This is a genomic window from Spiribacter aquaticus, assembly GCF_007625215.1.
In the GTDB taxonomy this organism is placed as follows: domain Bacteria; phylum Pseudomonadota; class Gammaproteobacteria; order Nitrococcales; family Nitrococcaceae; genus Spiribacter; species Spiribacter roseus.
Genome location: NZ_VMKP01000002.1, coordinates 368,191 through 392,020, shown reverse-complemented (window position 1 = coordinate 392,020; position 23,830 = coordinate 368,191). Strand labels below are relative to the sequence as shown.

General features: G+C 66.7%; 25 protein-coding genes and 3 tRNA genes. 24 read left to right on the top strand and 4 right to left on the bottom strand.

All coding sequences use genetic code 11. From position 1 onward, the window contains the following. The first annotated feature begins 19 nt into the window (after positions 1-19). Positions 20-1,462, top strand: coding sequence for a ribosome biogenesis GTPase Der (der, locus tag FPL11_RS05270; protein ID WP_144347714.1), 1,443 nt, complete (start codon positions 20-22; stop codon positions 1,460-1,462). A 9-nt stretch (positions 1,463-1,471) separates the two neighbouring features. Beyond that, positions 1,472-2,020 carry a hypothetical protein gene (locus FPL11_RS05265; protein ID WP_144347713.1) on the top strand — a complete coding sequence of 183 codons (549 nt, stop codon included), beginning with the start codon at positions 1,472-1,474 and terminating at the stop codon, positions 2,018-2,020. 9 nt (positions 2,021-2,029) lie between these two features. Here FPL11_RS05265 and FPL11_RS05260 read toward each other — a convergent pair. Next, a tRNA-Arg gene (locus FPL11_RS05260) sits at positions 2,030-2,106 on the bottom strand. A 65-nt stretch (positions 2,107-2,171) separates the two neighbouring features. Between FPL11_RS05260 and FPL11_RS05255 the strand changes: the two genes are divergently transcribed. Genes FPL11_RS05255 through FPL11_RS05245 form a run of 3 tightly spaced genes read left to right on the top strand, consistent with a single transcriptional unit; the run spans position 2,172 to position 5,775 of the window. Further along, the gene (locus FPL11_RS05255) at positions 2,172-3,497 is read left to right on the top strand and encodes a TackOD1 domain-containing metal-binding protein (protein WP_159308458.1); all 1,326 of its coding nucleotides are present in this window, start codon (positions 2,172-2,174) and stop codon (positions 3,495-3,497) included. Continuing rightward, the gene (locus FPL11_RS05250) at positions 3,497-4,756 is read left to right on the top strand and encodes a glycosyltransferase family 2 protein (RefSeq protein ID WP_144347711.1); all 1,260 of its coding nucleotides are present in this window, start codon (positions 3,497-3,499) and stop codon (positions 4,754-4,756) included. Before FPL11_RS05255 ends, FPL11_RS05250 begins: the two co-directional genes overlap by 1 nt. After that, positions 4,756-5,775, top strand: coding sequence for an HlyD family secretion protein (locus tag FPL11_RS05245; protein ID WP_144347710.1), 1,020 nt, complete (start codon positions 4,756-4,758; stop codon positions 5,773-5,775). The genes FPL11_RS05250 and FPL11_RS05245 overlap by 1 nt, the downstream gene beginning before the upstream one ends. Here FPL11_RS05245 and FPL11_RS05240 read toward each other — a convergent pair. Next, a tRNA-Ala gene (locus tag FPL11_RS05240) sits at positions 5,746-5,821 on the bottom strand. The two genes, FPL11_RS05245 and FPL11_RS05240, sit on opposite strands and share 30 nt — an antisense overlap. A 112-nt stretch (positions 5,822-5,933) precedes the next feature. Beyond that, positions 5,934-6,020 (bottom strand) — tRNA-Leu (locus tag FPL11_RS05235). A gap of 26 nt (positions 6,021-6,046) precedes the next feature. Here FPL11_RS05235 and queA point away from each other — a divergent pair. Genes queA through FPL11_RS05205 form a run of 6 tightly spaced genes read left to right on the top strand, consistent with a single transcriptional unit; the run spans position 6,047 to position 12,315 of the window. Next, positions 6,047-7,090, top strand: coding sequence for a tRNA preQ1(34) S-adenosylmethionine ribosyltransferase-isomerase QueA (gene queA / locus FPL11_RS05230; protein WP_144347709.1), 1,044 nt, complete (start codon positions 6,047-6,049; stop codon positions 7,088-7,090). Next, a complete protein-coding gene (gene tgt / locus FPL11_RS05225; protein ID WP_144347708.1) occupies positions 7,087-8,196 on the top strand; it encodes a tRNA guanosine(34) transglycosylase Tgt in 1,110 nt (369 codons plus the stop codon). The genes queA and tgt overlap by 4 nt, the downstream gene beginning before the upstream one ends. A 29-nt stretch (positions 8,197-8,225) precedes the next feature. Beyond that, on the top strand, positions 8,226-8,609 hold the full coding sequence (gene yajC / locus FPL11_RS05220; protein WP_110883126.1) for a preprotein translocase subunit YajC: 384 nt from the start codon (positions 8,226-8,228) through the stop codon (positions 8,607-8,609). 2 nt (positions 8,610-8,611) lie between these two features. After that, positions 8,612-10,474: a protein translocase subunit SecD gene (gene secD, locus FPL11_RS05215; protein WP_186295099.1), complete on the top strand. Its 1,863-nt coding sequence runs from the start codon at positions 8,612-8,614 to the stop codon at positions 10,472-10,474. A gap of 10 nt (positions 10,475-10,484) precedes the next feature. After that, positions 10,485-11,420 carry a protein translocase subunit SecF gene (gene secF, locus FPL11_RS05210; protein ID WP_144347706.1) on the top strand — a complete coding sequence of 312 codons (936 nt, stop codon included), beginning with the start codon at positions 10,485-10,487 and terminating at the stop codon, positions 11,418-11,420. Next, on the top strand, positions 11,398-12,315 hold the full coding sequence (locus tag FPL11_RS05205; RefSeq protein ID WP_327437314.1) for a UDP-2,3-diacylglucosamine diphosphatase: 918 nt from the start codon (positions 11,398-11,400) through the stop codon (positions 12,313-12,315). The genes secF and FPL11_RS05205 overlap by 23 nt, the downstream gene beginning before the upstream one ends. A gap of 7 nt (positions 12,316-12,322) precedes the next feature. On the opposite strand, the gene FPL11_RS05200 is transcribed toward FPL11_RS05205, so the two are convergent. Further along, the gene (locus tag FPL11_RS05200; RefSeq protein WP_144347705.1) at positions 12,323-13,120 is read right to left on the bottom strand and encodes an inositol monophosphatase family protein; all 798 of its coding nucleotides are present in this window, start codon (positions 13,118-13,120) and stop codon (positions 12,323-12,325) included. Positions 13,121-13,213: 93 nt separating this feature from the next. Here FPL11_RS05200 and FPL11_RS05195 point away from each other — a divergent pair, with 93 nt between their 5' ends. The 13 genes from FPL11_RS05195 (at position 13,214) to adk (ending at position 23,789) form a co-directional block, all read left to right on the top strand. Next, positions 13,214-13,936 (top strand): RNA methyltransferase, encoded by a 723-nt coding sequence (locus FPL11_RS05195; RefSeq protein WP_200833579.1) that lies wholly within the window; start codon positions 13,214-13,216, stop codon positions 13,934-13,936. A gap of 45 nt (positions 13,937-13,981) precedes the next feature. Beyond that, entirely contained in the window at positions 13,982-14,764 is a 783-nt protein-coding gene (gene cysE / locus FPL11_RS05190; RefSeq protein WP_110883246.1) for a serine O-acetyltransferase, read from the top strand. After that, positions 14,761-15,981, top strand: a complete 1,221-nt coding sequence (locus FPL11_RS05185; RefSeq protein ID WP_144347703.1) for a cysteine desulfurase family protein — start codon at positions 14,761-14,763, stop codon at positions 15,979-15,981. The genes cysE and FPL11_RS05185 overlap by 4 nt, the downstream gene beginning before the upstream one ends. Before the next feature lie 4 nt (positions 15,982-15,985). Further along, a complete protein-coding gene (locus tag FPL11_RS05180; RefSeq protein ID WP_144347702.1) occupies positions 15,986-16,363 on the top strand; it encodes a hypothetical protein in 378 nt (125 codons plus the stop codon). Further along, positions 16,353-16,679: a HesB/IscA family protein gene (locus FPL11_RS05175; RefSeq protein WP_144347701.1), complete on the top strand. Its 327-nt coding sequence runs from the start codon at positions 16,353-16,355 to the stop codon at positions 16,677-16,679. The genes FPL11_RS05180 and FPL11_RS05175 overlap by 11 nt, the downstream gene beginning before the upstream one ends. Positions 16,680-16,748: 69 nt before the next feature. Further along, the gene (gene ndk / locus FPL11_RS05170; RefSeq protein WP_144347700.1) at positions 16,749-17,177 is read left to right on the top strand and encodes a nucleoside-diphosphate kinase; all 429 of its coding nucleotides are present in this window, start codon (positions 16,749-16,751) and stop codon (positions 17,175-17,177) included. Continuing rightward, complete coding sequence (rlmN, locus tag FPL11_RS05165; RefSeq protein WP_144347699.1) at positions 17,155-18,282, top strand: dual-specificity RNA methyltransferase RlmN; 1,128 nt, start codon at positions 17,155-17,157, stop codon at positions 18,280-18,282. Before ndk ends, rlmN begins: the two co-directional genes overlap by 23 nt. A gap of 11 nt (positions 18,283-18,293) precedes the next feature. Beyond that, positions 18,294-19,031: a type IV pilus biogenesis/stability protein PilW gene (gene pilW / locus FPL11_RS05160; protein WP_186295098.1), complete on the top strand. Its 738-nt coding sequence runs from the start codon at positions 18,294-18,296 to the stop codon at positions 19,029-19,031. Positions 19,032-19,038: 7 nt separating this feature from the next. After that, complete coding sequence (locus FPL11_RS05155; protein ID WP_144347697.1) at positions 19,039-20,052, top strand: RodZ domain-containing protein; 1,014 nt, start codon at positions 19,039-19,041, stop codon at positions 20,050-20,052. Beyond that, entirely contained in the window at positions 20,045-21,319 is a 1,275-nt protein-coding gene (hisS, locus tag FPL11_RS05150; RefSeq protein ID WP_186295097.1) for a histidine--tRNA ligase, read from the top strand. The genes FPL11_RS05155 and hisS overlap by 8 nt, the downstream gene beginning before the upstream one ends. Positions 21,320-21,336: 17 nt before the next feature. Next, complete coding sequence (locus FPL11_RS05145) at positions 21,337-21,966, top strand: YfgM family protein (protein WP_144347695.1); 630 nt, start codon at positions 21,337-21,339, stop codon at positions 21,964-21,966. Continuing rightward, complete coding sequence (gene bamB, locus FPL11_RS05140) at positions 21,963-23,117, top strand: outer membrane protein assembly factor BamB (protein WP_186295096.1); 1,155 nt, start codon at positions 21,963-21,965, stop codon at positions 23,115-23,117. The genes FPL11_RS05145 and bamB overlap by 4 nt, the downstream gene beginning before the upstream one ends. A 15-nt stretch (positions 23,118-23,132) precedes the next feature. Beyond that, positions 23,133-23,789: an adenylate kinase gene (gene adk / locus FPL11_RS05135; RefSeq protein WP_144347694.1), complete on the top strand. Its 657-nt coding sequence runs from the start codon at positions 23,133-23,135 to the stop codon at positions 23,787-23,789. The last annotated feature ends 41 nt before the right edge of the window (positions 23,790-23,830 follow it).

Below are 23,830 nucleotides of genomic sequence, written 5' to 3'. Positions count from 1 at the left end.
CGGCTGCTATCATGACTGGATGGAACAACCGGTAATCGCCCTGGTGGGGCGGCCCAATGTGGGCAAGTCCACCCTGTTCAACCGACTCACGCGGACGCGGGATGCCCTGGTGGCGGACTTCCCGGGGCTGACCCGCGACCGGCAGTATGGCGTCGGCCGCCTGGGGCCGGCGCCCTATGTGGTGGTGGACACCGGCGGGCTCGGCGAGCCCGACGACGTCACCTATCATCACATGCAGCGTCAGGCCCTGCGCGCGCTGGACGAGGCCGATGTCATCCTGTTCCTGGTCGACGCGCGGGTCGGCGTCACCCCCGGCGACGAGGCCCTCACCCGCGATCTGCGCCGCCGCGGTAAACGCGTCTGGCTGGTCATGAACAAGATTGACGGGGTCGATGCGGACGTTGCCGGCGCCGAATTCCACTCGCTGGGCATGGATTCGCCCTGGCCGATCGCGGCGGTGCAGGGGCGCGGCGTCACTCAGCTCATCGGTGCGGTACTGGAGGATTGCTTGGGAGCCGCCTGGGCCGCCCCGGCATCCGCCGATCCAGCCGACGCCGATCCCGATGCCGATGCCGAAGCGCCCGACGAGCCGGATGCGCCCATTGATGTGGCCATCATCGGCCGGCCCAACGTGGGCAAGTCCACGCTGGTGAACCGGCTCATCGGCGAGGAGCGGGTGCTGGTGTATGACATGCCCGGGACCACGCGGGATTCCATCCGAGTGCCGTTCGAGCGGGACGGGCGGGCCTTCACGCTGATCGATACCGCGGGCGTGCGACGCCGGAGCCGGGTCAGCGATGGGGTCGAGAAATTCAGTGTCATCAAGACCCTGCAGGCGATCGAGGCGGCGCAGGTGGTGATCATGGTGCTCGATGCGCAGCAGGAGATCTCCGAACAGGATGCCCACCTCATCGGTCATGCCATCAACGCGGGGCGCGGGCTGGTCCTGGCGGTCAACAAATGGGACGGGTTGATCGCTGAAAACCGCGAGCGCATCCGTCGTGAACTCGACGTCAAGCTGGGATTCCTGGATTTTACCCGGCCACGATTCATCTCCGCGCTACATGGCACGGGGGTCGGTCGGCTGCTCGAGGAGGTGGCGCATGTGCATGCAGCGGCGCGCCGCGAATTGCCCACACCGGCGCTCAACCGGGTGCTTGAAGACGCCATCAGCGCCCACCAGCCGCCGCTCGTCCGCGGCCGGCGCATCAAGTTGCGCTACGCGCATCAGGGCGGCCGCAACCCGCCCACCATCGTGGTCCATGGCAACCAGACCCGCGACCTGCCGGATGCCTACCGGCGGTTTCTGATCAACCGGTTCCGCAAGGCGTTCCAGCTCCACGGCACGCCCATTCGGTTGGAGCTGCGCACCGGCGAGAACCCTTATGCCGGCCGTCGTAACAAGCTCACGCCGCGTCAGCAGAAAAAACGCGATCGGGTCGTGCGTCGGAACCGACGCTAGGGCGGCACAATGACGAATGTCTCGCTGCCGCGGGCCAACCGCATCCGAATGGTCTACTCGCCCCTGGAGGATCGTCTTGCGCTGAGGCTGACGATGGCCTCCGGGGAAGGGCGCATCGCCTGGCTATCCCGCCGGGCCCTGCATCGGCTCATGCAACCCATCAATGACACGCTCAAGCAATCGCATCCGGCCGCCGAGGGCGAGGCCGCTCACGATGCGGTGATGGCGCTGGAGCATATCGGTGCCCGCTCGCAGGTGGCGGCGCAGCGCCACCAGGATGAGGCCGGCGAGACCACGACACCACCCGGCCCCGAGGCATGGACCCACTGGCTGGTGACCGAGGCGCGGGTTGAAAGCCAGCATGAGGAGATCGTCATCGCCCTGATGGGCCAACCGCTGCCGGGAACCCCCGACGAGCGCCTCGATCCGATGCCCATCGCCGGGCTGTCGCTGATCCGCGCGCATGCCCATGAGGTGCTGCGACTGATGCACGCGCATGCCGAGAAGGCGGGCTGGTCGCTTGACGCATCGATCGGCTGGATAACGGCGGACCGGTAGGCGTTGGGGTGGCGCCCCGAGCAGGATTCGAACCTGCGACCTATCGCTTAGGAGGCGATCGCTCTATCCAGCTGAGCTATCGGGGCGTATAGGTAAAGTTTACAGGCAGTCGAGGTTCTCTGCCGAGACGTGTTAAAAGGCGATCATGCGAATGGATTCCGCAACCGCGCGTCTTCGTTTATGGCTGGTGGGCGAATCGGCCCGCCCGACCTGGCTCAGCGACGCCTACACCGTGGCCGACGGGCCGGAGCACGCGGACGTTGCGGTGCTCATGCCCGGCACGCCGGTCGAGGCCCTCGACGACCGCCGCGCCTCCGCGCACGCCGCGTTGATGCCCGTGATCAACGCCTCAGGTCAGTCGATGCCCGGGGCACTGTGTGATGTCGCCAGCCTGCAGCCGGCGCTACTGGATGAGGCGCTTGGCGTCGCGCGGCCGGTGGTTGAGCGACTCGCGCAGCTGCCCGAGATTGATGCACTGGCCGACACAGCCGCATTGATGGTGCTCGCCATGGCCCATTCGCGGCAGACACCGATTCAGGCCACCTGGGACTTTACCCGGCCGGCCGCCGTCCGCTACGCGGCTCTGCGGGGCATCGAAAATGTCAGAGAGCTGCTCGAAGAGCTGGCCGCGGCCGAATTGCTGGTCCGGGAGCGATTCGACTGCATCCACTACTGCCCGGCCTGCGACGGCTCGCGTCTGAACGTCCGCGAGGAGTGCACCGAATGCCGCAGCAGTGACCTGGGGTCCGAGCCTCTGGTCCACCACTATCGCTGTGCCTATCAGGCCCGGGAGTCCGAATTCCTGCGGGGGCGTTCGCTGGAGTGCCCCAAGTGTCGGCGGGCGCTTCGCCATTATGGGGTGGATTACGATAAACCCGGCGTGGTCTTCGTCTGTGGTCATTGTGGTGCCGAAAGCAGTGATCCCGCGGTAGGTTTTCTCTGCGCGGACTGCGGTCGGCACACCGACAGCGAGCGGATGGACACTCGTACCTGGTGGCATTACGCCATTACGTCGGGTGGGGTCACGGCGCTGCACCGCGGTGTTCTGCCGCATCTGAGCCTCGAGGCGAGCATGGCCCGTGGTCCGATGGGCTACTGGGTCAGGGACTTCATGACGCTGCTGCGGTTCGAGCAGGCTCAGGCCCGTCGTTACCAGCGTCCCCTGTCAGTCCTCATTCTGCGTGTGCACAACATCGAGGCGATGAGCGACGCGTGGGGTGGCCGCGGTCTCTCACAGGTCTTTGCGCATCTGGTGGATGTGCTCTCGGAGTGCCTGCGCCAGACCGATGCCGTGACCGCCCGCGACCACGTCGTCTACGTCCTCCTGCCCGAAACCCCAATGGCCGAAACCGAGGTCATTGCCCAGCGCCTGCGCGAGACCGTTGAGACAGTGGTGGCATCGCCGATGCAGATCACGGTTGAGCGCAGTGGGGGAGTGGATGGCCTCTCCACAGTGCTCGAGGCGCTGACGGACTGATGGAAAGCTCCATCGCGCTGCTCGCTCAACTGGATCTGCAGGGTTTTGTCTACCTGTTCTGGCACTACGTCATCTTTGATCTGTCGCGCTACGGTCTGAGCGTGATCGCCATTCTGCTGGCGGCGCCATGGGAGCGGTCATCACCGGATCCCTCCCATCGCCCTGCGGTAAGCGTGCTGTTGGTCGGTTTCAACGAGGCCAAGGCACTGCGGCGTACGGTGCGATCGCTCGGCGAGCAGACGCATCAGAATCTGGAACTGATTCTCGTGGATGACGGATCGATTGATCGCATGCGTGAGATCGGCGGGTCGCTGCGACGTCGTGGCGAGCTTGATCGGGTGGTATCCACCGGCATCCGCGGTGGCAAGTCCAGTGCCATCAATATGGGCCTGGAGTACGCCCGCCATGACCTGGTGAGCATCGTCGATATTGATACCACCTTCGATCGCGACGCCTTCGAGCAGCTGGTGGCGGGGATGGCCGATCCGCAGGTCGGGGCGGTCGCCGGTAACCTGGCGGTGCGTAATGCCGATACCACCCTGATGGCCCGCTTCCAGGCCATTGAATACATCACCAGTATCGCCCTGGGCCGCCGCTTCACCGCGGCGCTGGGGATCCTGTCGATCGTCTCAGGGGCGTTTGGCGTATTCCGCAGACAGGCACTCAGGCAGATCGGGGGCTGGGACGTGGGGCCCGGCGAGGATGCTGACATCACCGACAAACTGCGCCGGGCCGGCTGGGCGATCGAGTTCGCGCCGCATGCCTGGTCGATGACCGATGTACCCGAGACCCTGAGCGGCTTCACTCACCAGCGGCTGCGCTGGAACCGCAGCGTCATCCGCTTTCGGCTGCGCAAGTACGGCGCCGCCTTTAACCCGTTCTGGCGGGGTTTTCGCGCCGAGAATGCCCTCGCGATGGCGAATATCCTGTTCTATCAGGTCGTCCTGTCGATCAGTTTCTACGTCTATATTGTCTGGCTTTTCGCGACGCTGGGCCCGTACGGCGCCCTGACCGTGCTGGGTGCGACGATGCTCATCTATATCCTCCAGGGCCTGCTGGTCTACTGTGTGGCGTGGATCATGAGCGGTCCCCGTGCGCCGCTTGCCTATGCGCTGTACGTCCCCGGCCAGATCCTGTTCTCGACTTTCGTGCAGCGAGGAATTCGCATGATCGCCTATCTGGATGAGTGGATCTTCCGTCGCTCGTATGCGGATCCGTATGTGCCGTCAAAAGTCCGCGACGCGGCGGAGCGTTTCTGATGCAGCGCCTGCGCCGACCACCGCGCGTGGATCGTCTGCAGACCGAGCAGCGCCGCCATCGAGCGCGCATTGGGCGGTGGATTTACCTGTTGCTTTTGTTGGGTCTGGTGGTGTGGCTACTGAATATCTTTTTCGGGGATCGGGTGTATCTATCCGCGCCCGGGATGGTGACCCGCGATCAGGTCGCGGTCAGCGTCAGTTACTCGGGGCGGGTGACAGCGCTGCATGTCCGCGAAGGTGATCGCGTGGAGGCCGGTCAGCGGCTCGCCACGCTTGAATCGCTGCCGGTGCAGCGCGATGTCGCCAATCTCTCGGCACAATGGGCGGAATGGCGACGTCGACGCGCGGCGCTGGCTGCCGAGCGCTACACGATCCGCCGCATGCTGCCGGTCGCCCGCGAGCAGGCGAGCACCATCGCCGAATTGCTCGGCCTGCGTGAAAAGGCCTACGAAGAAGGACTCAGTACGCATCTGACCCTGCACGAACTGGTGACGGCGGATTACCGGAGCACCCTGCAGGCGACCGAACTCGAGGCCCGGGAGCAGGGGATAGCGCGCGAGATCGACACCCTTGATGATATCGTCACCCGGTTCGAGCGCAGTCTTGACGGTGTACGCGCGCGCTTTGACGGCGGCGAGGTCTATGCCCGACACGACGGCATCATCACCGATGTACACGTCAAAGCGGGTGGCCATACCGGCCAGCCAGGCGACCTCATGACAATGGTCGTCGGCGAACCCTATGTGCTGGCCTATATCCCGCCCGGGGCGCTCTACTCAGTGAGCGAAGGGGACAGAGTCCGGGTCAGTTATGGTTTTGAGCGACTCGACGGCATTGTCGAGTCCATTCGACCCGTTTCGGTGCGACTGCCCGAGGAGTTCCAGCGGGCTTTTCAACCCCGACAGCGCTCGCAGATCGTTCGGGTGAACCTGACCAACGGGACGATTCCGCCGGCATTCACGGCCGTTCAGGTGAGTGCATCGGGAGGATGGTGGAGCCGAGGGGGATCGAACCCCTGACCTTCGCGTTGCGAACGCGACGCTCTCCCGGCTGAGCTACGGCCCCATTGATGGCTCAAAGCTTAACATTGCTGACGCAAAGGATGCCACAGGCGTCAGACGCCTTGTTATGATAACGCGAGGGTTGTTGCGACAACGGATACCCGCCATCAGGTTTCTGGTGCCGGGGGCGGGGCTCGAACCCGCACTCTCTTGCGAGAACCGGATTTTGAGTCCGGCGCGTCTACCAGTTCCGCCACCCCGGCATTAACCACAAGTATAACAGCACTGCATGCAAGTCAGCGATTTCAATTACGAGCTACCGACGCATCTGATCGCCTCGGAGCCGCTTCCCAACCGCACCGACAGCCGCCTGTTGGTCCTCGATCCCGCCACCGGTGGGATCACCGATCGTCGGTTCCCGGCGATCCGTGACTATCTGCAGCCGGGGGATCTGCTGGTGGTCAATGACACCCGCGTGCTGCCGGCACGGCTGTACGGGCGTAAGGCCTCGGGCGGGCAGGTCGAGATCCTCCTCGAGCGGCTGACCGGCGAGGGCGAGGCGCTGGCCCAGCTGCGTGCCAATAAAACGCCGGCGATTCCTTCGACATTGACCCTTGAGGGTGATCTGTCAGTGGAGGTGGTGGCGCGCGAGGGCGATTTCTTCCGCCTGCGCTTCGCCGGTGATGAGCCGCTGCCGGTGCTGCTCGAGCGCCACGGGCATATGCCGCTGCCGCCGTACATCAAGCGTGCCGACCGCCCGGATGATCGCCAGCGCTACCAGACCGTGTTTGCCGAACGCCCCGGTGCCGTCGCCGCACCCACGGCGGGCCTGCACTTTGATGAGCCATTGCTCGAGGCGCTCCGCTCGGATGGAATCGAGACGGCCACGCTGACATTGCATGTCGGCGCCGGGACCTTTCAGCCCATCCGCACCGACAGCCTCGAGGACCACCGCATGCATGCCGAATGGCTCTCGGTGCCCGCCAGTGTCTGCGAGGCGGTGGCGCGCACCCGCGCCCGCGGCGGGCGCGTGGTGGCGGTCGGCACCACGGTCGTGCGCGCGCTCGAATCGGCGGCGCAGACCGGTGAGCTGCAGCCCTTCGAGGGGGAGACCGAGATCTTCATCTACCCGGGTTTCCCGTTTCAGGTCATCGATGGGCTGATCACCAATTTCCATCTCCCCGGCTCGACACTGGTGATGCTGGTCAGTGCGCTGGCGGGGCGCGAGTCGATCCTGGCCGCCTATCGGCATGCGGTGGAGGCGGAGTACCGGTTTTTCAGTTATGGCGATGCCATGCTGATCATGGCTGGTACCGCGGAGGTGCCATCATGACCCTGCGGTTAACGCTGTCGGCAGCCGATGGCTGGGCCCGCCGCGGCCGGCTCGAGTTTGCTCGGGGCACCATCGATACGCCCGCCTTCATGCCCGTGGGCACCTACGGGACGGTCAAGGGGATGACACCCGAGGAGGTGGCCGGCAGCGGCGCTCAGATCCTGCTGGGCAACACCTTCCATCTGATGCTGCGGCCGGGGACATCGATCATTGCCGAGCACGGTGATCTACACGATTTCATGCACTGGCCGTCTCCCATTCTCACCGATTCGGGCGGATTCCAGGTGTTCAGTCTTGCCGAAGGCCGGCGGCTGACCGAGGCCGGTGTCGAATTCCGCTCGCCAGTGGACGGATCCCGCGTATTCCTTGATGCCGAGCGGTCCATGGCCGTCCAGCGGGCCCTTGGCAGCGACATCGTCATGATCTTTGATGAGTGTACGGCCTGGCCGGCGGAATGGTCCGAGGCGAAGCGCTCCATGGAGCGCTCCCTGCGCTGGGCCGAGCGTAGCCGTGAGGCCCATGGCGACAGTGAGGCCGCGCTGTTCGGGATCGTCCAGGGCGGGATGTACGATGACTTGCGAGCCGCCTCGCTGGCAGGGCTTGAGTCCATCGGCTTTGATGGCATGGCCGTGGGCGGTCTATCGGTGGGGGAGCCGCCGGCTGAGCGTCTGCGGGTGCTCGATGCGCTGGCCCCGCAGCTGCCCACGGACAAGCCCCGTTATCTGATGGGTGTCGGTCGGCCGGAGGATCTGGTGGACTGTGTGGCGCGCGGCATCGACATGTTCGACTGCGTGCTGCCCACCCGCAATGCGCGCAACGGGTATCTGTTCACCGATACCGGGACCCTGCGACTGCGCAACGCCCGGTTCGCCCATGACACCCGGCCGATCGAGGCGGACTGTGACTGCTATACCTGCCGGCATTACAGTCGCGCCTATCTGCGCCATCTCGACCGCTGTGGTGAGATGCTCGGTGGCCGACTCAACACCATTCACAACCTGCGCTACTTCCAGCGCCTGATGCAGGCCATCCGTGAGGCCATCGAGGCGCAGGCTTTCAACGAATTCGCCCGGGCATTCCATGCCCGACGAGCGGATATGACATAATCTCGACCTTTCATTCGAGGGAGACTTCCATGGATTTCTTTATCAACGATGCCCTGGCCCAGTCCGGTGGCCAGCCCGGTGCCGGTCTGACCGGTCTGATCTTTCCCATTGCACTGATCGTGATCTTCTACTTTCTGCTCATCCGCCCGCAGCAGAAGCGCGCCAAAGAGCACAAGAAGCTCGTCCAGAACCTGTCCAAGGGCGATGAAGTCCTGACCAATGGCGGGCTCGTTGGTCGCATCAGCGACGTCGGTGATACCTATGCCAACGTGAGCCTCGCCGAAGGCGTCGAGGTGCGGCTGCAGAAAAGCGCGGTGGCCCAGGTGCTGCCCAAGGGTGCCATGAAGGCGGGCCTCGATAAGGCCGACGCGGGTGGCAAGGACGACACCGGCAAGGGCGACGCGTCGAAGTAGGCATGATGAATCGCTATCCGCTCTGGAAGTATGTGCTGGTGGTGGCCGTTATTGCGGCCGGCTGCCTCTACGCCCTGCCCAATCTCTTCGGCCAGGACCCGGCCCTGCAGATCAGCAGCGCGTCGGGGGGTGCCCCGACGGCAGACGTACGGGAGCGGATCAGCGAACAGCTGAGCGCGGATGGTATCCGGGTTCAGGGGCAGGAGCTGACCGACGATCACCTGCTGCTGCGCCTTGGCAGTGCCGAGGCGCAGGTGCGGGCGGCGGACGAGCTGGCACTCGCGCTGGGCGGTGACTACACCGTTGCCCTCAACCTGGCGCCGGCCACCCCCGACTGGCTTCAGGGCGTGGGCGGTCAGCCCATGTATCTGGGCCTTGATCTGCGCGGCGGCGTCCACTTTCTTATGGACGTCGACGTTGAAGCGGTGCTCGATCAGACCATGACCGGCTACCGCGACGAGTTTCGCCGTCAGCTGCGCGAGGCCGACATCCGCTACCGGGATGCCAGTGTTGAGGGCACCACGGTACGACTCGCCTTTGCCGACGAACAGGCCCGCGATGCGGCGCGCTCGACGCTGAGCCCCGACTATCTCGATCTCGGCTTTGATGCCGGGTCGAGCGACGACGACCGGCCGCTGCTGACCGCGACGCTGAGCGAGGAAAAGCAGCGTGAGGTGCGCAATGCGGCGGTCGAGCAGAACATGACCACGCTGCGCAATCGGGTCAACGAGCTGGGCGTGGCCGAGCCGGTGATCCAGCGTCAGGGCCTGAGCCGCATCGTCGTGCAGCTGCCCGGCGTTCAGGACACGGCCCGGGCCAAGGAGATCATCGGTGCCACCGCCACCCTCGAGTTTCGGATGGTGGACTCGGCGAACTTCCCCTACCGCGGTGATGAGGATGACCCGGTCCCGCCCGGCAGTGAGCGCTATCCCGAGCGTGGCGGCGGCTATGTCCTGCTCGAGCGCGAGGTCATCATCACCGGCGAGGCAATCACCGACGCCTCCTCCGGTATCGACACCCAGAACGGGCAGCCCCAGGTGAACATCCGCCTGAGCGGCAGCGGCGGCAGCGTCATGAACCGGACAACCGCCGACCGGGTCGGCGATCACATGGCGGTGCTGTTCAAGGAAACCCAGATCGAACCGCGTCGCGTCGACGGCGAGGTGGTGCGCCGGCAGGTCGAGACCGAAGAGGTCATCAACATCGCGCGCATCCAGGAGCAGCTCGGCAGCCGCTTCCGCATTTCCGGGCTGGAGAGCTCGCGCGAGGCGCGCAATCTGGCTCTGCTGCTGCGCGCCGGCTCGCTGGCCGCGCCCATGCAGATCGTCGAGGAGCGGACCATCGGGCCCAGCCTTGGGCAGGAGAACATCAATCAGGGCCTCGCCGCGGTTGTGGCCGGTTTTCTGCTCGTGGTGGTCTTCATGGCCGTCTACTACAAGGTGTTCGGCATAATCGCCAACGCCGCGCTGCTGGCCAACCTGATCCTCATCGTGGCGGTGCTCTCGCTGCTGCAGGCGACGCTCACCCTGCCTGGCATCGCCGGGATCGTGCTGACCGTGGGCATGGCGGTGGACGCCAACGTGCTCATCTACGAACGCATCCGCGAGGAACTGCGTGGCGGCAGCAGCACCCAGCAGGCCATTGAGGCCGGTTATGGCAAGGCCTTTTCGACCATTGCCGACGCCAACGTGACGACCCTGATCGCGGCGGTGGTGCTGTTCGCGTTCGGCAGTGGACCGGTGAAAGGGTTCGCGGTGACCCTGTCGATCGGCATCGTCAGCTCGATGTTCACGGCGATCCTCGGCACGCGCGCGGTCGTCAATCTGATTTACGGCGGGCGTCGCGGCGCGCGCCTGGCTATCTGAGGAGACGCTTGTGGATTTCTTCAAGCGCGAGCCCGACATTGCGTTCATGGCCTATCGCCGCCCGCTGGCGCTTTTGACGGCAGTGCTGATCGTGGCCGCCATCGGCTTTCTGGGCGTGCGCGGCCTCAATCTGGGGCTCGACTTCACCGGCGGGACGCTGGTGGAAGTGGGTTATCCCGAGGCCGTGGAGCTCGCCCAAGTGCGCGAGGTGCTGGCCGAGGACGGCTATGATGACGCCGTGGTCCAGACCTTCGGCACCGCCCGTGACATCCTCATCCGACTGGCACCGGATGCGGGGCAGGGGGATGCGCTGAGCAACGCGGTCCTCGAGACCCTGCGCACCGACAATCCGGCGGCCGAGCTGCGGCGGGTCGAGTTTGTCGGCCCGCAGGTGGGCGACGAGCTGGCCGAAAAGGGCGGACTGGCCCTGCTCTACGCCCTGGGCGGGATCCTGCTGTATGTGGCGTTCCGCTTCGAATACCGCTTCGCCATCGGGGCGGTGGCCGCCGTGGTGCATGATGTGGTGGTTACCCTGGGCATCTTCGCCGCCATTGGCATGACCTTTGACCTGACCGTGCTGGCGGCGCTGCTGGCGGTGATCGGCTACTCCCTCAACGACACCATCGTGGTGTTCGACCGCATCCGCGAGAACTTCCTGCGGATCCGCAAGGGCACCGCCGAGTCCATCGCCAACCGCTCCATCAATCAGATGCTGCCGCGCACCCTGGTGACCAGTCTGACCACGCTGCTGGTGCTGTTCGCGCTGGCGCTGTTCGGCGGCGAGCTGATCCGCGGCTTTGCCGTCACGCTGATCGTCGGCGTGCTGGTGGGAACCTATTCATCCATTTATGTCGCGAGTGCGGCGGCGCTGGCGCTGGGCGTCAGTAAAGAGGATCTGGTCCCGCCGCCGAAGGAAGGCGAGGATGCCGATGACGAGCAGCCCTGAGCCCGAACCGCAGCAACGTCACGAGACGGTCACAAACCCCGGCTACGATGCGCCTCAGATGAGCAACGGGGACACGATCATGCCGGACGTCGAAATGCTCAGGCCGCTGCGCTACCGGAGTGTTTTCATCTCCGACACGCATCTCGGATTCAGCGGGGCGCAGGCCGAATTCCTGCTGGATTTTCTCCAGTCCATCGAATGCGACACCCTCTATCTGGTCGGCGATATCCTCGATATCTGGGAAATGCGCCGGCGACGCTTCAACTGGCCGGACAGCCACAACGCCGTCGTCCAGACCATCCTCGAGCGCGCCCGCCAGGGGACCCGCGTGGTCTACATCCCCGGTAACCATGACGAGATGATGCGCGACTATGCCGGGATGTCCATCGAGGGCATCAGCATCAAACTGCGCGACACCCATGAGTGTGCGGACGGCCGGCGCCTTCTCGTGCTCCATGGCGATGAATTCGACACGGTGGTGCAGTACAGCCGCCTGGTCGCGGTACTCGGCAGCCGAATGTACGCCTGGCTGATTCGGGCGAATCACTGGGTCAACCGCGTCCGCCAGGCGCTCAACCGGCCCTACTGGTCGCTGGCCGCGCATCTCAAGCAGCGCACCAAGAATGTCATGCGCTACATCGCCAGCTACGAGGAGGCGCTCCTGCACGAGGCGCGCGAGGCGAGGGTTGACGGTCTGGTCTGCGGGCACATCCACCACGCCGAGATTCTCGACCAGCAGGGGGTGCTGTACTGCAATGACGGCGACTGGGTGGAGAGCTGCACCGCGCTGGTGGAATCCCACGCCGGCGAGCTGTCACTGCTGCGCTGGAGTGAAGTGCGCGAAACCCTCAAGTCCACCGGTCAGGCACCGGCCCGGCAGCAGCACGTGGCCTGATCCGCGATCAGGCGCGGATCCCTTCGATGCGGTGCGGGGCGATGGTGCGCACCAGGTCGGCGAACAGCTTGGGGCTGCCGGCGATGATGTTGCCGGTGTCCAGATAGCCGTCGCCGCCGGCAAAGTCGCCGACGATGCCGCCCGCCTCCCGGATCATCAGCGCCCCGGCCGCCATGTCCCAGGGCTTGAGTCCGATCTCCCAGAACCCGTCAAGCCGGCCGCAGGCCACATAGGCCAGATCCAGCGCGGCCGAGCCGCCGCGGCGTAGATCGCCGGCGCGGCGGAAGACGTCGCCAAACATCCCCAGATAGGCATCGTGGTAGGCGTGCAGGCGTAGCGGGAAGCCCGTCCCCAGCAAGGCGTTGTCGATGGACGGGCGTGGCTGGATGCGCATCCGCCGTCCCTCAAAGGTGCAGCCGCCACCGCGCTTCGCCGTCCACAGCTCCTGGCGGACCGGGTCGTAGATCACACCGGCTTCCAGGGCGCCGCGGTGTTTCAGGGCGATGGAGACGGCAAAATGCGGAACGCCACGCAGGTAGTTGAGGGTGCCATCGAGGGGGTCCACCACCCAGCAATAGTCGGCGTCCTCGGCCCCGCCGCGCTCTTCCCCCACAACGGCATGATCGGGATACGCCTGCTTGAGGCTGGCACGGATCTCGTCCTCGGCCATGCGATCGACGTCGCTGACGAAATCGTTTTCGCCCTTGGCCTCGACATTGATGCGGTCAAGCCGGTTGATATGGTGGACAATGATGTTGCCGGCGCTGCGTGCGGCGCGCACCGCAACGTTGATCATCGGTTGCATGAATCGGTCCTGAAATCGGGCTGGTGACGACGTGCGACGCCGTGAAACGCTGCGTAATCGACAATGATAACAGCAAACCGGGGAGTCCGTGTCTTGAACAATCCGAATACCCCAGACTGCCGCTTCGTGCTGGTGGGGACCTCGCATTCCGGCAACCTTGGCGCCACGGCGCGGGCGATGCTGACCATGGCGCTGGACCGGCTGGTGCTGGTGGACGCGCAGTGCGCGGTCGACGAGCAGGCCATCGCCATGGCCGCCCACGCGGCACCGGTGCTGACGGGGGCGGATCAGCACGCGGCCCTCGCCCCGGCGGTGGCCGATACCGGGCTGTGTCTGGGGCTGACGGCACGGCCGCGACGCGATGGCGTCCCGGCGCTCACACCGCGGGAGGCGGCCGCCACCATCGTCGCCGAACCCGGACCGGTGGCGGTGCTGTTCGGGCGCGAGCGCACCGGGCTGACCAATGCCGAGCTCGCCTGCTGCCATCGGCTGGTTCATATCCCCGCCAACCCCGACTACCCGGCGCTCAATCTGGCCGCGGCGGTGCAGTTGATGGCGTACGAGATCTTTGTCGCCCGCGACGCGGTTGCCGGTGGATCGGTGCCCAGTCCCGAGCCGGCGACGCCGTACGCCACCGGCGCCCATCTGGAGGGCCTGCACGGCCAGCTCGAGGCCCTTGCCGATGCCACGGGTTATACCCGCCGCGGCCCGCGCGCCGTCATGCTTCGGCGGCTGCGCCATTTCATCAACCGCGCGCGGCCGAGCGTCGACGAAGTGGATCTGCTCCGGGGCCTGCTCAAGCGGCTGCGGCCATGACAATCCGGCTGGCTGGCGGTGACGCCACCCGAGTATACTGACGCCATGTTTAAACGGCTTCGTGAAGACATCAACTGCGTCTTCGACCGCGACCCCGCGGCCCGCAATCACTTCGAGGTCCTGATCAGCTATCCGGGTGTCCATGCCCTGATCCTGCATCGGATGAACCACTGGCTGTGGCGACACCGCCTGGGCGGCGTGGCGCGTTTTCTGGCGCTGATCGCGCGGCTTCTGACCGGGATTGAGATCCACCCCGGGGCGCGGATCGGGCGGCGCTTTTTCATCGACCACGGCCTGGGCGTCGTGATCGGCGAAACGGCCGAGGTGGGCGATGACTGCACGCTCTATCAGGGGGTGACCCTGGGCGGGACTTCGTGGCGGGCCGGCAAGCGTCATCCGACCCTGGGTAACGACGTGGTGGTGGGCGCGGGCGCCAAGGTGCTCGGGCCGCTGGATGTCGGCGAGGGCGCGCGGATCGGCTCCAACGCGGTGGTGGTCAAGGACGTGCCGGCGCAGGCGACGATGGTCGGCATCCCCGCGCGGGTCGCGCGGATCGGTAGCGAGGCACCGCCACGCTCCGAGGCGGAGCAGCGGCGTGAGGAGACCGCCCGCCGGATCGGGTTTGATGCCTACGGCGCCACCCAGGACATGCCCGATCCGGTCGCCAATGCGATCAATGCCATCCTTGATCATGTCCATCACACCGACGAGCGCCTGCAGGAGATGTGCCATGCGCTGCGGGCGCTGGGCGGCGAGGTCAACGACAGCGACATCCCCGATATCGAAGACTGTGGCATGCAGGATCGCTCGAAAAACGAGGGCTCATGACCCCCGCGTATCTGGACTACGCGGCCACCACGCCGCTTGACCCGCGGGTGGCGGCCGGAATGGCGGCGCTCGAGGGGCCCGATGGGGTCTTTGCCAACCCCGCGAGCAGTCATGCCTATGGCCGCCGGGCGGCGGCGGTGGTCGAGTCCGCGCAGGAAAGGGTGCTGGAAACCCTGGGCGACCGCGACTTTCAGGTCATTTGGACCAGTGGGGCGACCGAGGCGGACAACCTGGCGATCCTCGGTCTCGCGCGGGCGATTGCCCGGCGCGGTGGCGAACGTCGCCGGATCCTGGTCACCGCCACCGAGCATTCCGCCGTTCTCGCCGCCGCCGACGCAGCCGCCCGCGAGGCGGGAATGCAGGTCGAGCGGCTGCCCGTGGCGGCGGACGGGCAATTGACACCGGCCACCCTCGAAGCGGCACTCGCCCCCGACGTGGCGCTGGTCTCGCTGGCACCGGTCAATAATGAAACCGGCGTCATTCAGCCCATCGAACGCCTGGCCCCGCTGGTCAGGGCGGTGGGGGCGCGACTGCATCTGGATGCGGCCCAGGCCGTGGGTCGGGTGCCCGAGCCCGGTCCCTACCGGCATGCCGATCTGGTCTCACTATCCGCTCACAAATGCTGTGGGCCCAAGGGCATTGGTGCGCTGTGCGTGCGCTCCGACGTGCGCCTGGCGCCGCTGATGCACGGCGGTGGCCAGCAGTCGGGGCGGCGCTCGGGGACGCTGCCGGTGGGCCTGATCGCGGGCATGGGCGATGCCCTTGGTTACCGCGACGATGCCGACGAACAGGCGCGGCAGCGCGCACTGCGCGGGCGACTCGTCGATGCCCTGCGGGCCGCGGGCGGCGTCGTGATCAACGGCCGCGCCGACGGAGCGCCGGCGATTCTCAACGTCTCGTTTCCGGGGGTGCATGGCGGCGCGCTGCGGGACGCCCTCGGTGACCTGGCGGTGGGGTTCGGCTCGGCGTGCAGCGGGCGCGATGGTCCCTCGCATGTACTGCGCGCCATGGGGCGACCGGACGCGCTGGCCCATGCCTCGGTGCGCATCAGCATCGGCCGGTTCACCGAAATGGCCGACATCGACGCGGCGGGCGCCCAGGTGGTGGCCGCTGTGGCGGCGCTGCGCGGGATATCGCCCCTCTGGCGCGAGATCGAGGAAGGCCGTCGGACGGTGGATTCTGCCTACGGCGTCACAACCGCGCTGGAAATGGCTTGAATCCATGCCAGCGGATCGGGGATGGTGGGATTGTCGTCATCTGGGTGCACCGGCTGAGCGCCGTGGCTGGCAGCACGGCAGCGCGGGCCGGATCGACGAGGGCTGCCGGGTGGACTGCTGGCTCTGTGGTGACGCGGCGCGCATCCGTGCGGCCCGGTTCGAGGTGTTCGGTGAGGTCGAGATCATTCGCGCGGCGGGCTGGCTCGCCGCCTGGCTCGAGGGCTGGACACCGGCGGTGGCGCGGACGGTGACCGGGCGCTGGCTGGCGGAGGCCGCCGGCCTGCCGGATGAGGCGCGCACCGGGGCGCTGTGTATTGAAGACGCCATGCGGTCGGCATTGACCGGGTGGCCGCAGGAAAATGGAGCGAGCGATGAGCATTGAACTGACCGAACGGGCGGCGGACCACATCCGCGATTCGCTGGTTCGCCACCAGAAGGGCATGGGACTGCGGCTGGGTGTGCGCACCTCGGGCTGCTCGGGTTTCATGTACACCGTGGATTACGCCGAGGCGCCGGGCGACAACGATCTGGTGGTCGAGCAGCACGGCGTTGCGGTGGTCATTGATCGTAAGAGCCTCCCGTTCCTGGAGGGCATGGAGGTCGACTTCGTGCGCGAAGGCCTCAATGAGCGGTTCAGCTTTCGCAACCCCAACGTCTCGGCTGCCTGCGGCTGTGGCGAGAGCTTTGCCGTCGGGTGATTGTCGCTGGGCGAGCCGCTGGGTAGACTGATCGGCTTGTCTTGATCAACACACACAGGAGCTCATTGCATGGCCGTTGAACGCACCCTTTCCATCGTCAAGCCAGACGCCGTCGCCCAGAACAACATCGGCGAAATCTATCGCCGCTTCGAGATGGCGGGCCTGCAGATCATCGCCGCGCGCATGACCCACCTGACCCAGGCGCAGGCCGAATCGTTTTACGCCGTGCATCGCGATCGCCCGTTCTTCACCGCGTTGGTCAATTTCATGATGTCGGGGCCGGTGATGGTCCAGGTGCTCGAGGGCCATGACGCCATCCGCAAGAACCGCGAAGTGATGGGCGCCACCAACCCGGCCGAGGCCGCTGCCGGCACGATCCGTCACGACCTCGCGGAAACGGTTGATGCGAACGCCGCCCATGGTTCGGACTCGCCCGAGACCGCGCGCGAAGAGATCGCGTTCTTCTTTGGTGAAGATGACCTCCACAGCCGCGGCTGACGGTCAGCCCCGCACCGAGTCCGGACGGCTCAACCTGCTCGGCCTGGATGCGGCCGGGCTGGACGGGTTGCTGCGTGAACTCGATGAAAAGCCATTCCGCGGCAAGCAGCTGCGGCAATGGCTGCACCAGCGCCGGGTGTTCGACTTTGACGCAATGACGGACCTGGCCAAGGGGTTTCGGCGCAAGCTCGTCGACGTGGCTGAGCTGCAGGTCCCGCGCGCCATTTTTGACCGCGAGTCCGAGGACGGCACGCGCAAGTGGCTGCTGGCCCTGGAAAGCGGGCAGGCGGTGGAAACGGTCTATATCCCCGAGCGCGGGCGCGGTACGCTGTGCGTTTCGTCACAGGTGGGCTGTGCGCTTGACTGCGGGTTCTGCTCCACCGGCAAGCAGGGCTTCAACCGCAACCTGTCCGCCGCGGAAATCATCGGCCAGCTCCACTATGCCACCCAGGCCCTTGAGGACGAGGGGCGCGAGCGCCGGGTCACCAATGTGGTGATGATGGGCATGGGCGAGCCGCTCGCCAACTTCCGCAACGTCATCGCCGCCACCAACCTGATGGTCGACCCCTACGCCTGGGGGTTGTCGCGGCGCCGCGTCACGCTGTCCACCGTGGGGCTGGTGCCGGCGCTCTACCGGCTGGCGGACGTCAGCAACATCAGCCTGGCGGTCTCGCTGCATGCGCCCAACGACGCGCTGCGCGACGAGATCGTGCCGATCAACCGCAAGTATCCGCTGCGCGAGCTGCTGCCCGCCTGTGAGCATTATCTGGGCAACACCCCGCATCACTGCATCTACTGGGAATACGTCATGCTTGATGGCGTCAATGACAGCGACGCCCAGGCGCGGGAGCTGGCCCGGCTGCTCCGGCATATCCCCTCCAAGATCAACCTGATCCCGTTCAACCCCTTTCCCGGTACGCGTTACGAGGCCTCGCCGCGGTCGCGGATCCAGCGCTTCTCGGAGATTCTCCAGAACGCGGGCTTCATCACCACCACCCGGCGCACCCGGGGGCAGGACATTGACGGGGCCTGCGGGCAGCTGGTGGGGCAGGTAATCAACCGCCGCAACCAGGGCAAGCGCGGATCCCCATCGGCCAACGCCTGATGCGTAGCCTGATGTCGGTCCTGCTGCTGCTGGGGATCGTCGGGTGCACGATCCAGCAGACCGGGCCGGCCAGCCGTGAGCAGGCATCCATGGCCGCCCGCGCCAACACTGAAATCGCCAGTTATCATCTGCGCAGCGGGGCGCTTGAGACCGCGCTGGCCAAGGTCAGTCAGGCCTTGGCCCAGGACGATGATCGGGTGGATGCGCATCTGGTAGCCGCCGAGATCCGCGACCGGCTGGCGGAGCCCGTCCGGGCCGAGCGCCACTATCGCCGGGCGTTGTCGCTCAGTGGCCGCAGCGGGGCGGCGCTGAATAACTACGCGGGTTTCCTGTGCCGTGCCGGGGAGACGGTCGCCGCCGTTGAGCACTGGCGCCAGGCCGCCGCGCTGCGCCGCTACGACGGTCGCGCCATGGCACTCAGCAATGCCGCGCAATGCCTCGTTCAGGCCAACGCCTCCGGCCCGGTGCTGCGGGCGGACCGCTATTGGCGCCGCGCCCTGCGGATCGAGCCGGATTATGCGCCGGCCCTGCGCGGTCTGGCCGAGTGGAGCCTTGCGCGGGGCGAGCTGAATGCCGCAGGCGCCTGGTATTCACGCTACACTGCGTCCGTGGAGGAGAATCCTGCAGGGCTCTGGCTGGGGATCAGGATTGCCGGAGCCGGTGATGAGGCGGCGCGTCAGCGGGCGCTGACGGCGAGGCTCAGGGAACGGTTTCCCGCGTCCGAGCAGGCCGCACGACTGACGGAGTAACGGGTTGATGACGCAAAACGACGAATCGGGTGAGACAACCCGAACCGAGCGGCCCCGGTCCGGTCCGGGCCGCACACTGCGCGATGAGCGCCTGCGCCAGGATAAGGACACCGCAATGGTGGCCGACGCGCTGCACCTCAATCGGCGCACCATCGAGGCCCTCGAGGCGGATGATCTCGACAGACTGCCGCCGCTCGCCTATGTGCGCGGCTATGTGCGCAGTTACTCGCAGCTGCTCGATCTGGACCCGGAGCCGCTGATCCGGCAGCTGGCGGAGGCCGGTGGCACCGGTGAGCCGCAGACGCTGAACCCGCATGTCGGCGAAGAGACGCGCAAGCGTCGGGCCCGGCCGGTGGCGGGCCGTGGTACCGGGTTTGTGGGCGTCGCGCTGGGTCTGGCGGTGATTATCGGTGCGCTGGTCGCCGGCGGCTGGTGGCTGTCGCGCTCGGAATTGAGTCTGCCTTTTCTGGCTACGCTGACGGCGGAGGATGAACCGGCCGGCGAGACGCGTGTCACGGACGCGGACGAGTCATCCGTCACGCCAACGGAGCCGGAACCTGACCCGGAACCTGCAGTGGAGCCGGAACCGGAACCGGCACCTGAGCCGACGCCCGAACCGGCACCGGAGCCCGGGCTCGAGCCCGGGGCGCAGCCCGCTGAAGCCGATGCCGCCCCGACGCCTGAGCTTGACCGCGAGGCGATCGCCGATGCGGTCATCGGCGGGGCGGACGACGGCGAGGAAACCGCGGCGGGCGATGAACCCGGGGACACCGGTTCTGCGCCGCTGGTGCTGCGCTTCAGCGGCGAGTCGTGGATGGAGGTGACCGATGCCGGCGGCGAGCGGCTTCTGTTCGGGATCGCCGAGTCCGGCGAGGAGCGGCTCGACGGCGAGGCGCCGTATGACATCGTCGTGGGTGATACCAGTAATGTCGAGATTGAATACGAGGGCGAGCCGGTGAATCTGGCCGACTATGCGCGGGGGAGCGTGGCCCGCCTGACCCTGGGGGACAATGGTGAGTAAGGCCATCCAGAACGTCCGTGGTTTTGGTGATGTGCTGCCGGCGGAAGGGCCGGCCTGGCAGTTTGTTGAGGCGACGTTCCGCCGCGAGCTCGAGCGCTATGGCTACGCCGGGATCCGCCTGCCCATCGTCGAGAAGACCGAGCTTTTCTCGCGCACCATCGGTGAGGTGACGGACATCGTCGAGAAAGAGATGTACACCTTCACCGACCGCAATGGCGACAGTCTGACCCTGCGGCCCGAGGGCACCGCCGGCTGCGTCCGCGCCGCGCTGCAGCGTGGGCTGCTTCACAATGCCCAGCCGCGGCTCTGGTACAGCGGGCCGATGTTCCGCCATGAGCGCCCGCAGAAAGGGCGCTATCGACAGTTTCATCAGGTGGGCGCCGAGGCGTTCGGCGTCTCCGGGCCGGACATCGATGCCGAGCTGATCCTGCTCTCGGGGCGCATCCTGCGCGCACTGGGCATCAGTGATCTTCGTCTCGAGCTCAACAGTCTGGGGTCATCCGCCGACCGTGGCCGCTACCGGGCGGCGCTGATAGAACACTTCGAGGCGCATGCCGAGGCCCTCGATGACGATGCACGGCGGCGGCTTTACAGCAATCCGCTTCGGGTACTCGACAGCAAGAACCCGGCCATGGCCCCGGTCATTGCCGCGGCGCCGGTACTCTCTGATCACCTGGACGACGAGTCACGGGCGCATTTCGATTCCCTGTGCCGCATGCTCGATCAGGCCGGACAGCCCTATCAGGTCAACCCGCGGCTGGTGCGCGGGCTCGATTACTACGGCGGGACCGTGTTCGAGTGGATCAGTGCCGATCTGGGCGCCCAGGGCACGGTGCTGGCCGGCGGACGCTACGACGTGCTGGTGGAGATGATCGGTGGCCGGCCGACGCCCGCCATCGGTTTCGCGGCTGGTCTCGAGCGGCTGGTCTCGCTGGTGGAGGCGGCCGGTACGGCGCCGCCCGCGCCGACGCCGCATGCCGCGCTGGTGGTGGGCGATCCCGAGCTGCAGGGCGACACCCTGGCGCTGGCCGAGCGCCTGCGTGACGCGCTCCCGTGGCTGCATCTGCAGATGCCGCTGGGCGGGGGTTCCATGAAAAGCCAGCTGCGCCGTGCCGATCGCAGCGGCGCAGCGGTGGCGCTGATCCGCGGCGCCGAGGAGGCGGCCGCCGACACCCTCACCGTGAAGTATCTGCGCGATGACCTCGACCAGATCACGGTGGCCATCGGGCAGCTCCCGGAGATACTCTCCGCGCTGCAGACCCAGTGAAAGGACAGTAAAAAGCCGTGGCATACGACGACGAAGAACAACTCGAGGCAATCCGCGACTGGTGGCACCGTTATGGACGCCTGGTGATCATTGCCGCCATCGCAGTACTGGCGGCCGTACTGGGCTGGCAGCAGTGGACGGCCTGGCAGGCGCGTCAGGCGGCGAATGCCTCGGCGGACTATGCCGCCATCCTGCAGGCGCTCAACAGCGATGATCGGGAAGCGGCGGGCAATCGCCTGCGCACACTGCGTGAAGCGCACGCCGACAGCCCCTATGTGGCGATGGCCACCTTTGCGGTGGCGACCGCGGCGATGGACGCCGGCAATCCCGGTCGCGCGGCCGATGCCCTGGGTTGGGTGACCGACCAGCAGGCCGACAGCCCGCTGGCGGTGGTGGCGCGCCTGCGTCAGGCCGAGGCGCTGCGGGTAGAAGGTGACCGGAGCGCCGCGCTGGCGGTGCTCGAGCCGCTACCCGATGGGCCGCTGCGCGGCCGGTTCCTCGAGCTGCAGGGTGACCTCGAGGTGGCGCAGGGCAATGCCGATGCCGCCATCGAGGCCTATCAGCAGGCACTGCAGGCAATCTCCGGGCAACGCCGCTCGCTGGTAGAGATCAAGCTCTTTGATCTGGGTGGAGCCCCCGCATCATGAAGGCCCGCAACCTCAGGATCACGTTCGCGCTGATGGTCGCCGGCATGCTGGCGGGCTGTGGCGGGCCGTCACTGATCAAGGCGGAGGATCCGCCGGCGCTCGAGACGCCGCCGGGCGAGCCCGCCGTTACCGAACACTGGTCGGTCTCACTGGGCGCTGCCACGCCGCCGGGTTATCGGCTTGAGCCGGCGCTGATGGATGAACGGGTCTTTGCCGCGGGCGCCGACGGCACGGTGGCGGCCTATGACGCGGCGAGTGGCAAACGGCGCTGGCGACAGGACCTGGACGTCGCCATCACCGGCGCCGTTGGCGTGGGCGAGGCCGGCGTCGCGTTGGGCACGGCCAATGCCGAGGTGGTCCTGCTGGATCCCGCCAGTGGCGCTGTCAAGTGGCGTCAGCGGGTCAGCAGCGAAGTGCTCGCGCCCCCGGCGGTGGGGCAGGGCAGTGTGGTCGTTCGCACCGGCGATGGAGGGGTGTTCGCGCTTGAGGCCGATACGGGTGAGCAGCGATGGCTCTATCGCAGCGGCGTCCCGGCGCTCAGTCTGCGCGGTCACGGCTCGCCGGTACTGGTGAATGGCGGCGTTGTGGTCGGTTTCGATAACGGCCGCCTCGGAGCGCTGGAGCTGGGCAACGGCGACGTCGCCTGGGAGGCCAGTGTCGCGGTGCCGGAGGGGCGTAGCGATCTCGAGCGCATGGTCGATCTGGACGTCGACCCGGCGGTGGCCGGCGGTGACGTGTTCGCGGGCGCCTACCAGGGGCGTGTGGCCGGGATTGCGCTCGCCAACGGACAGATTGCCTGGACCCGGGAGGTCTCGGTGCTGGGTGGCATCAGTGTTGATGACAGCAATGTCTATGTGACCGACGAGCGTGGCCGGCTGTGGGCATTCGACCGCCGCAATGGCGCTTCGGTGTGGCGTCTTGACGCCCTCGAGGGGCTCTCCCTCACCGCGCCGCGTCGGTATCGGGATGGCCTGATCGTGGCCGGCAGTGACGGTTACCTGAACTGGATCGGGCTTCGGGATGGCGCCCTTGAAGCGCGTTATGCCCTCGATAATTCACGGCTTTCCGTGGCGCCCCGGGTGGATGGCGAGCGGATTGTCGTGCTGGATCGCCGGGGTCAGCTCCGCTCGATCAGCGTCAATCAACAATAAGGCGAGGAGAGCACCATGAGGATGATTCTGCTCGGCCCCCCCGGGGCCGGTAAGGGCACGCAGGCGGCGGGGCTGTGCGAAGCCTACGGGATTCCGCAGATTTCCACCGGCGATATGCTGCGAGCCGCCGTGAAGGCGGGCACCGAGCTGGGTGTACAGGCCAAGGCGGTCATGGATGCCGGCGAGCTGGTTTCCGACGACATCATCATCGGGCTGGTCCGCGAGCGGATCGCCGAGCCGGACTGTGCCAACGGGTTTCTGTTTGACGGCTTTCCCCGCACCATTGCCCAGGCCGATGCCCTGAGCGATGCCGGTATCGCCATCGATGCCGTGGTCGAAATCCGGGTCGATGACGAGTCCATCGTCTCGCGCATGGTCGGCCGTCGGTGTCATCCCGGCTCAGGCCGCGTCTATCACGTCGACAATGCGCCCCCGGCCACGGCGGGCCAGGATGATGTGACCGGTGAACCGCTGGTACAGCGCGAGGACGATCAGCCCGCGACCGTGCGTCAGCGCCTGGCGGTCTATCACGAGCAGACCCGCCCGCTGGTGGACTACTACCAGTCCTGGGCGCAGTCCGGCGATGCGGCCGCGCCGCGCTACGTCTGCGTTGAGGGCGAGGGCGAAATCGATGCCGTGCGCCAGCGGATCATCGACGCCCTCGCGGACTGAGCCGGGAACCGGTGCGCGCATCATGCGTTCTGACCATGCAT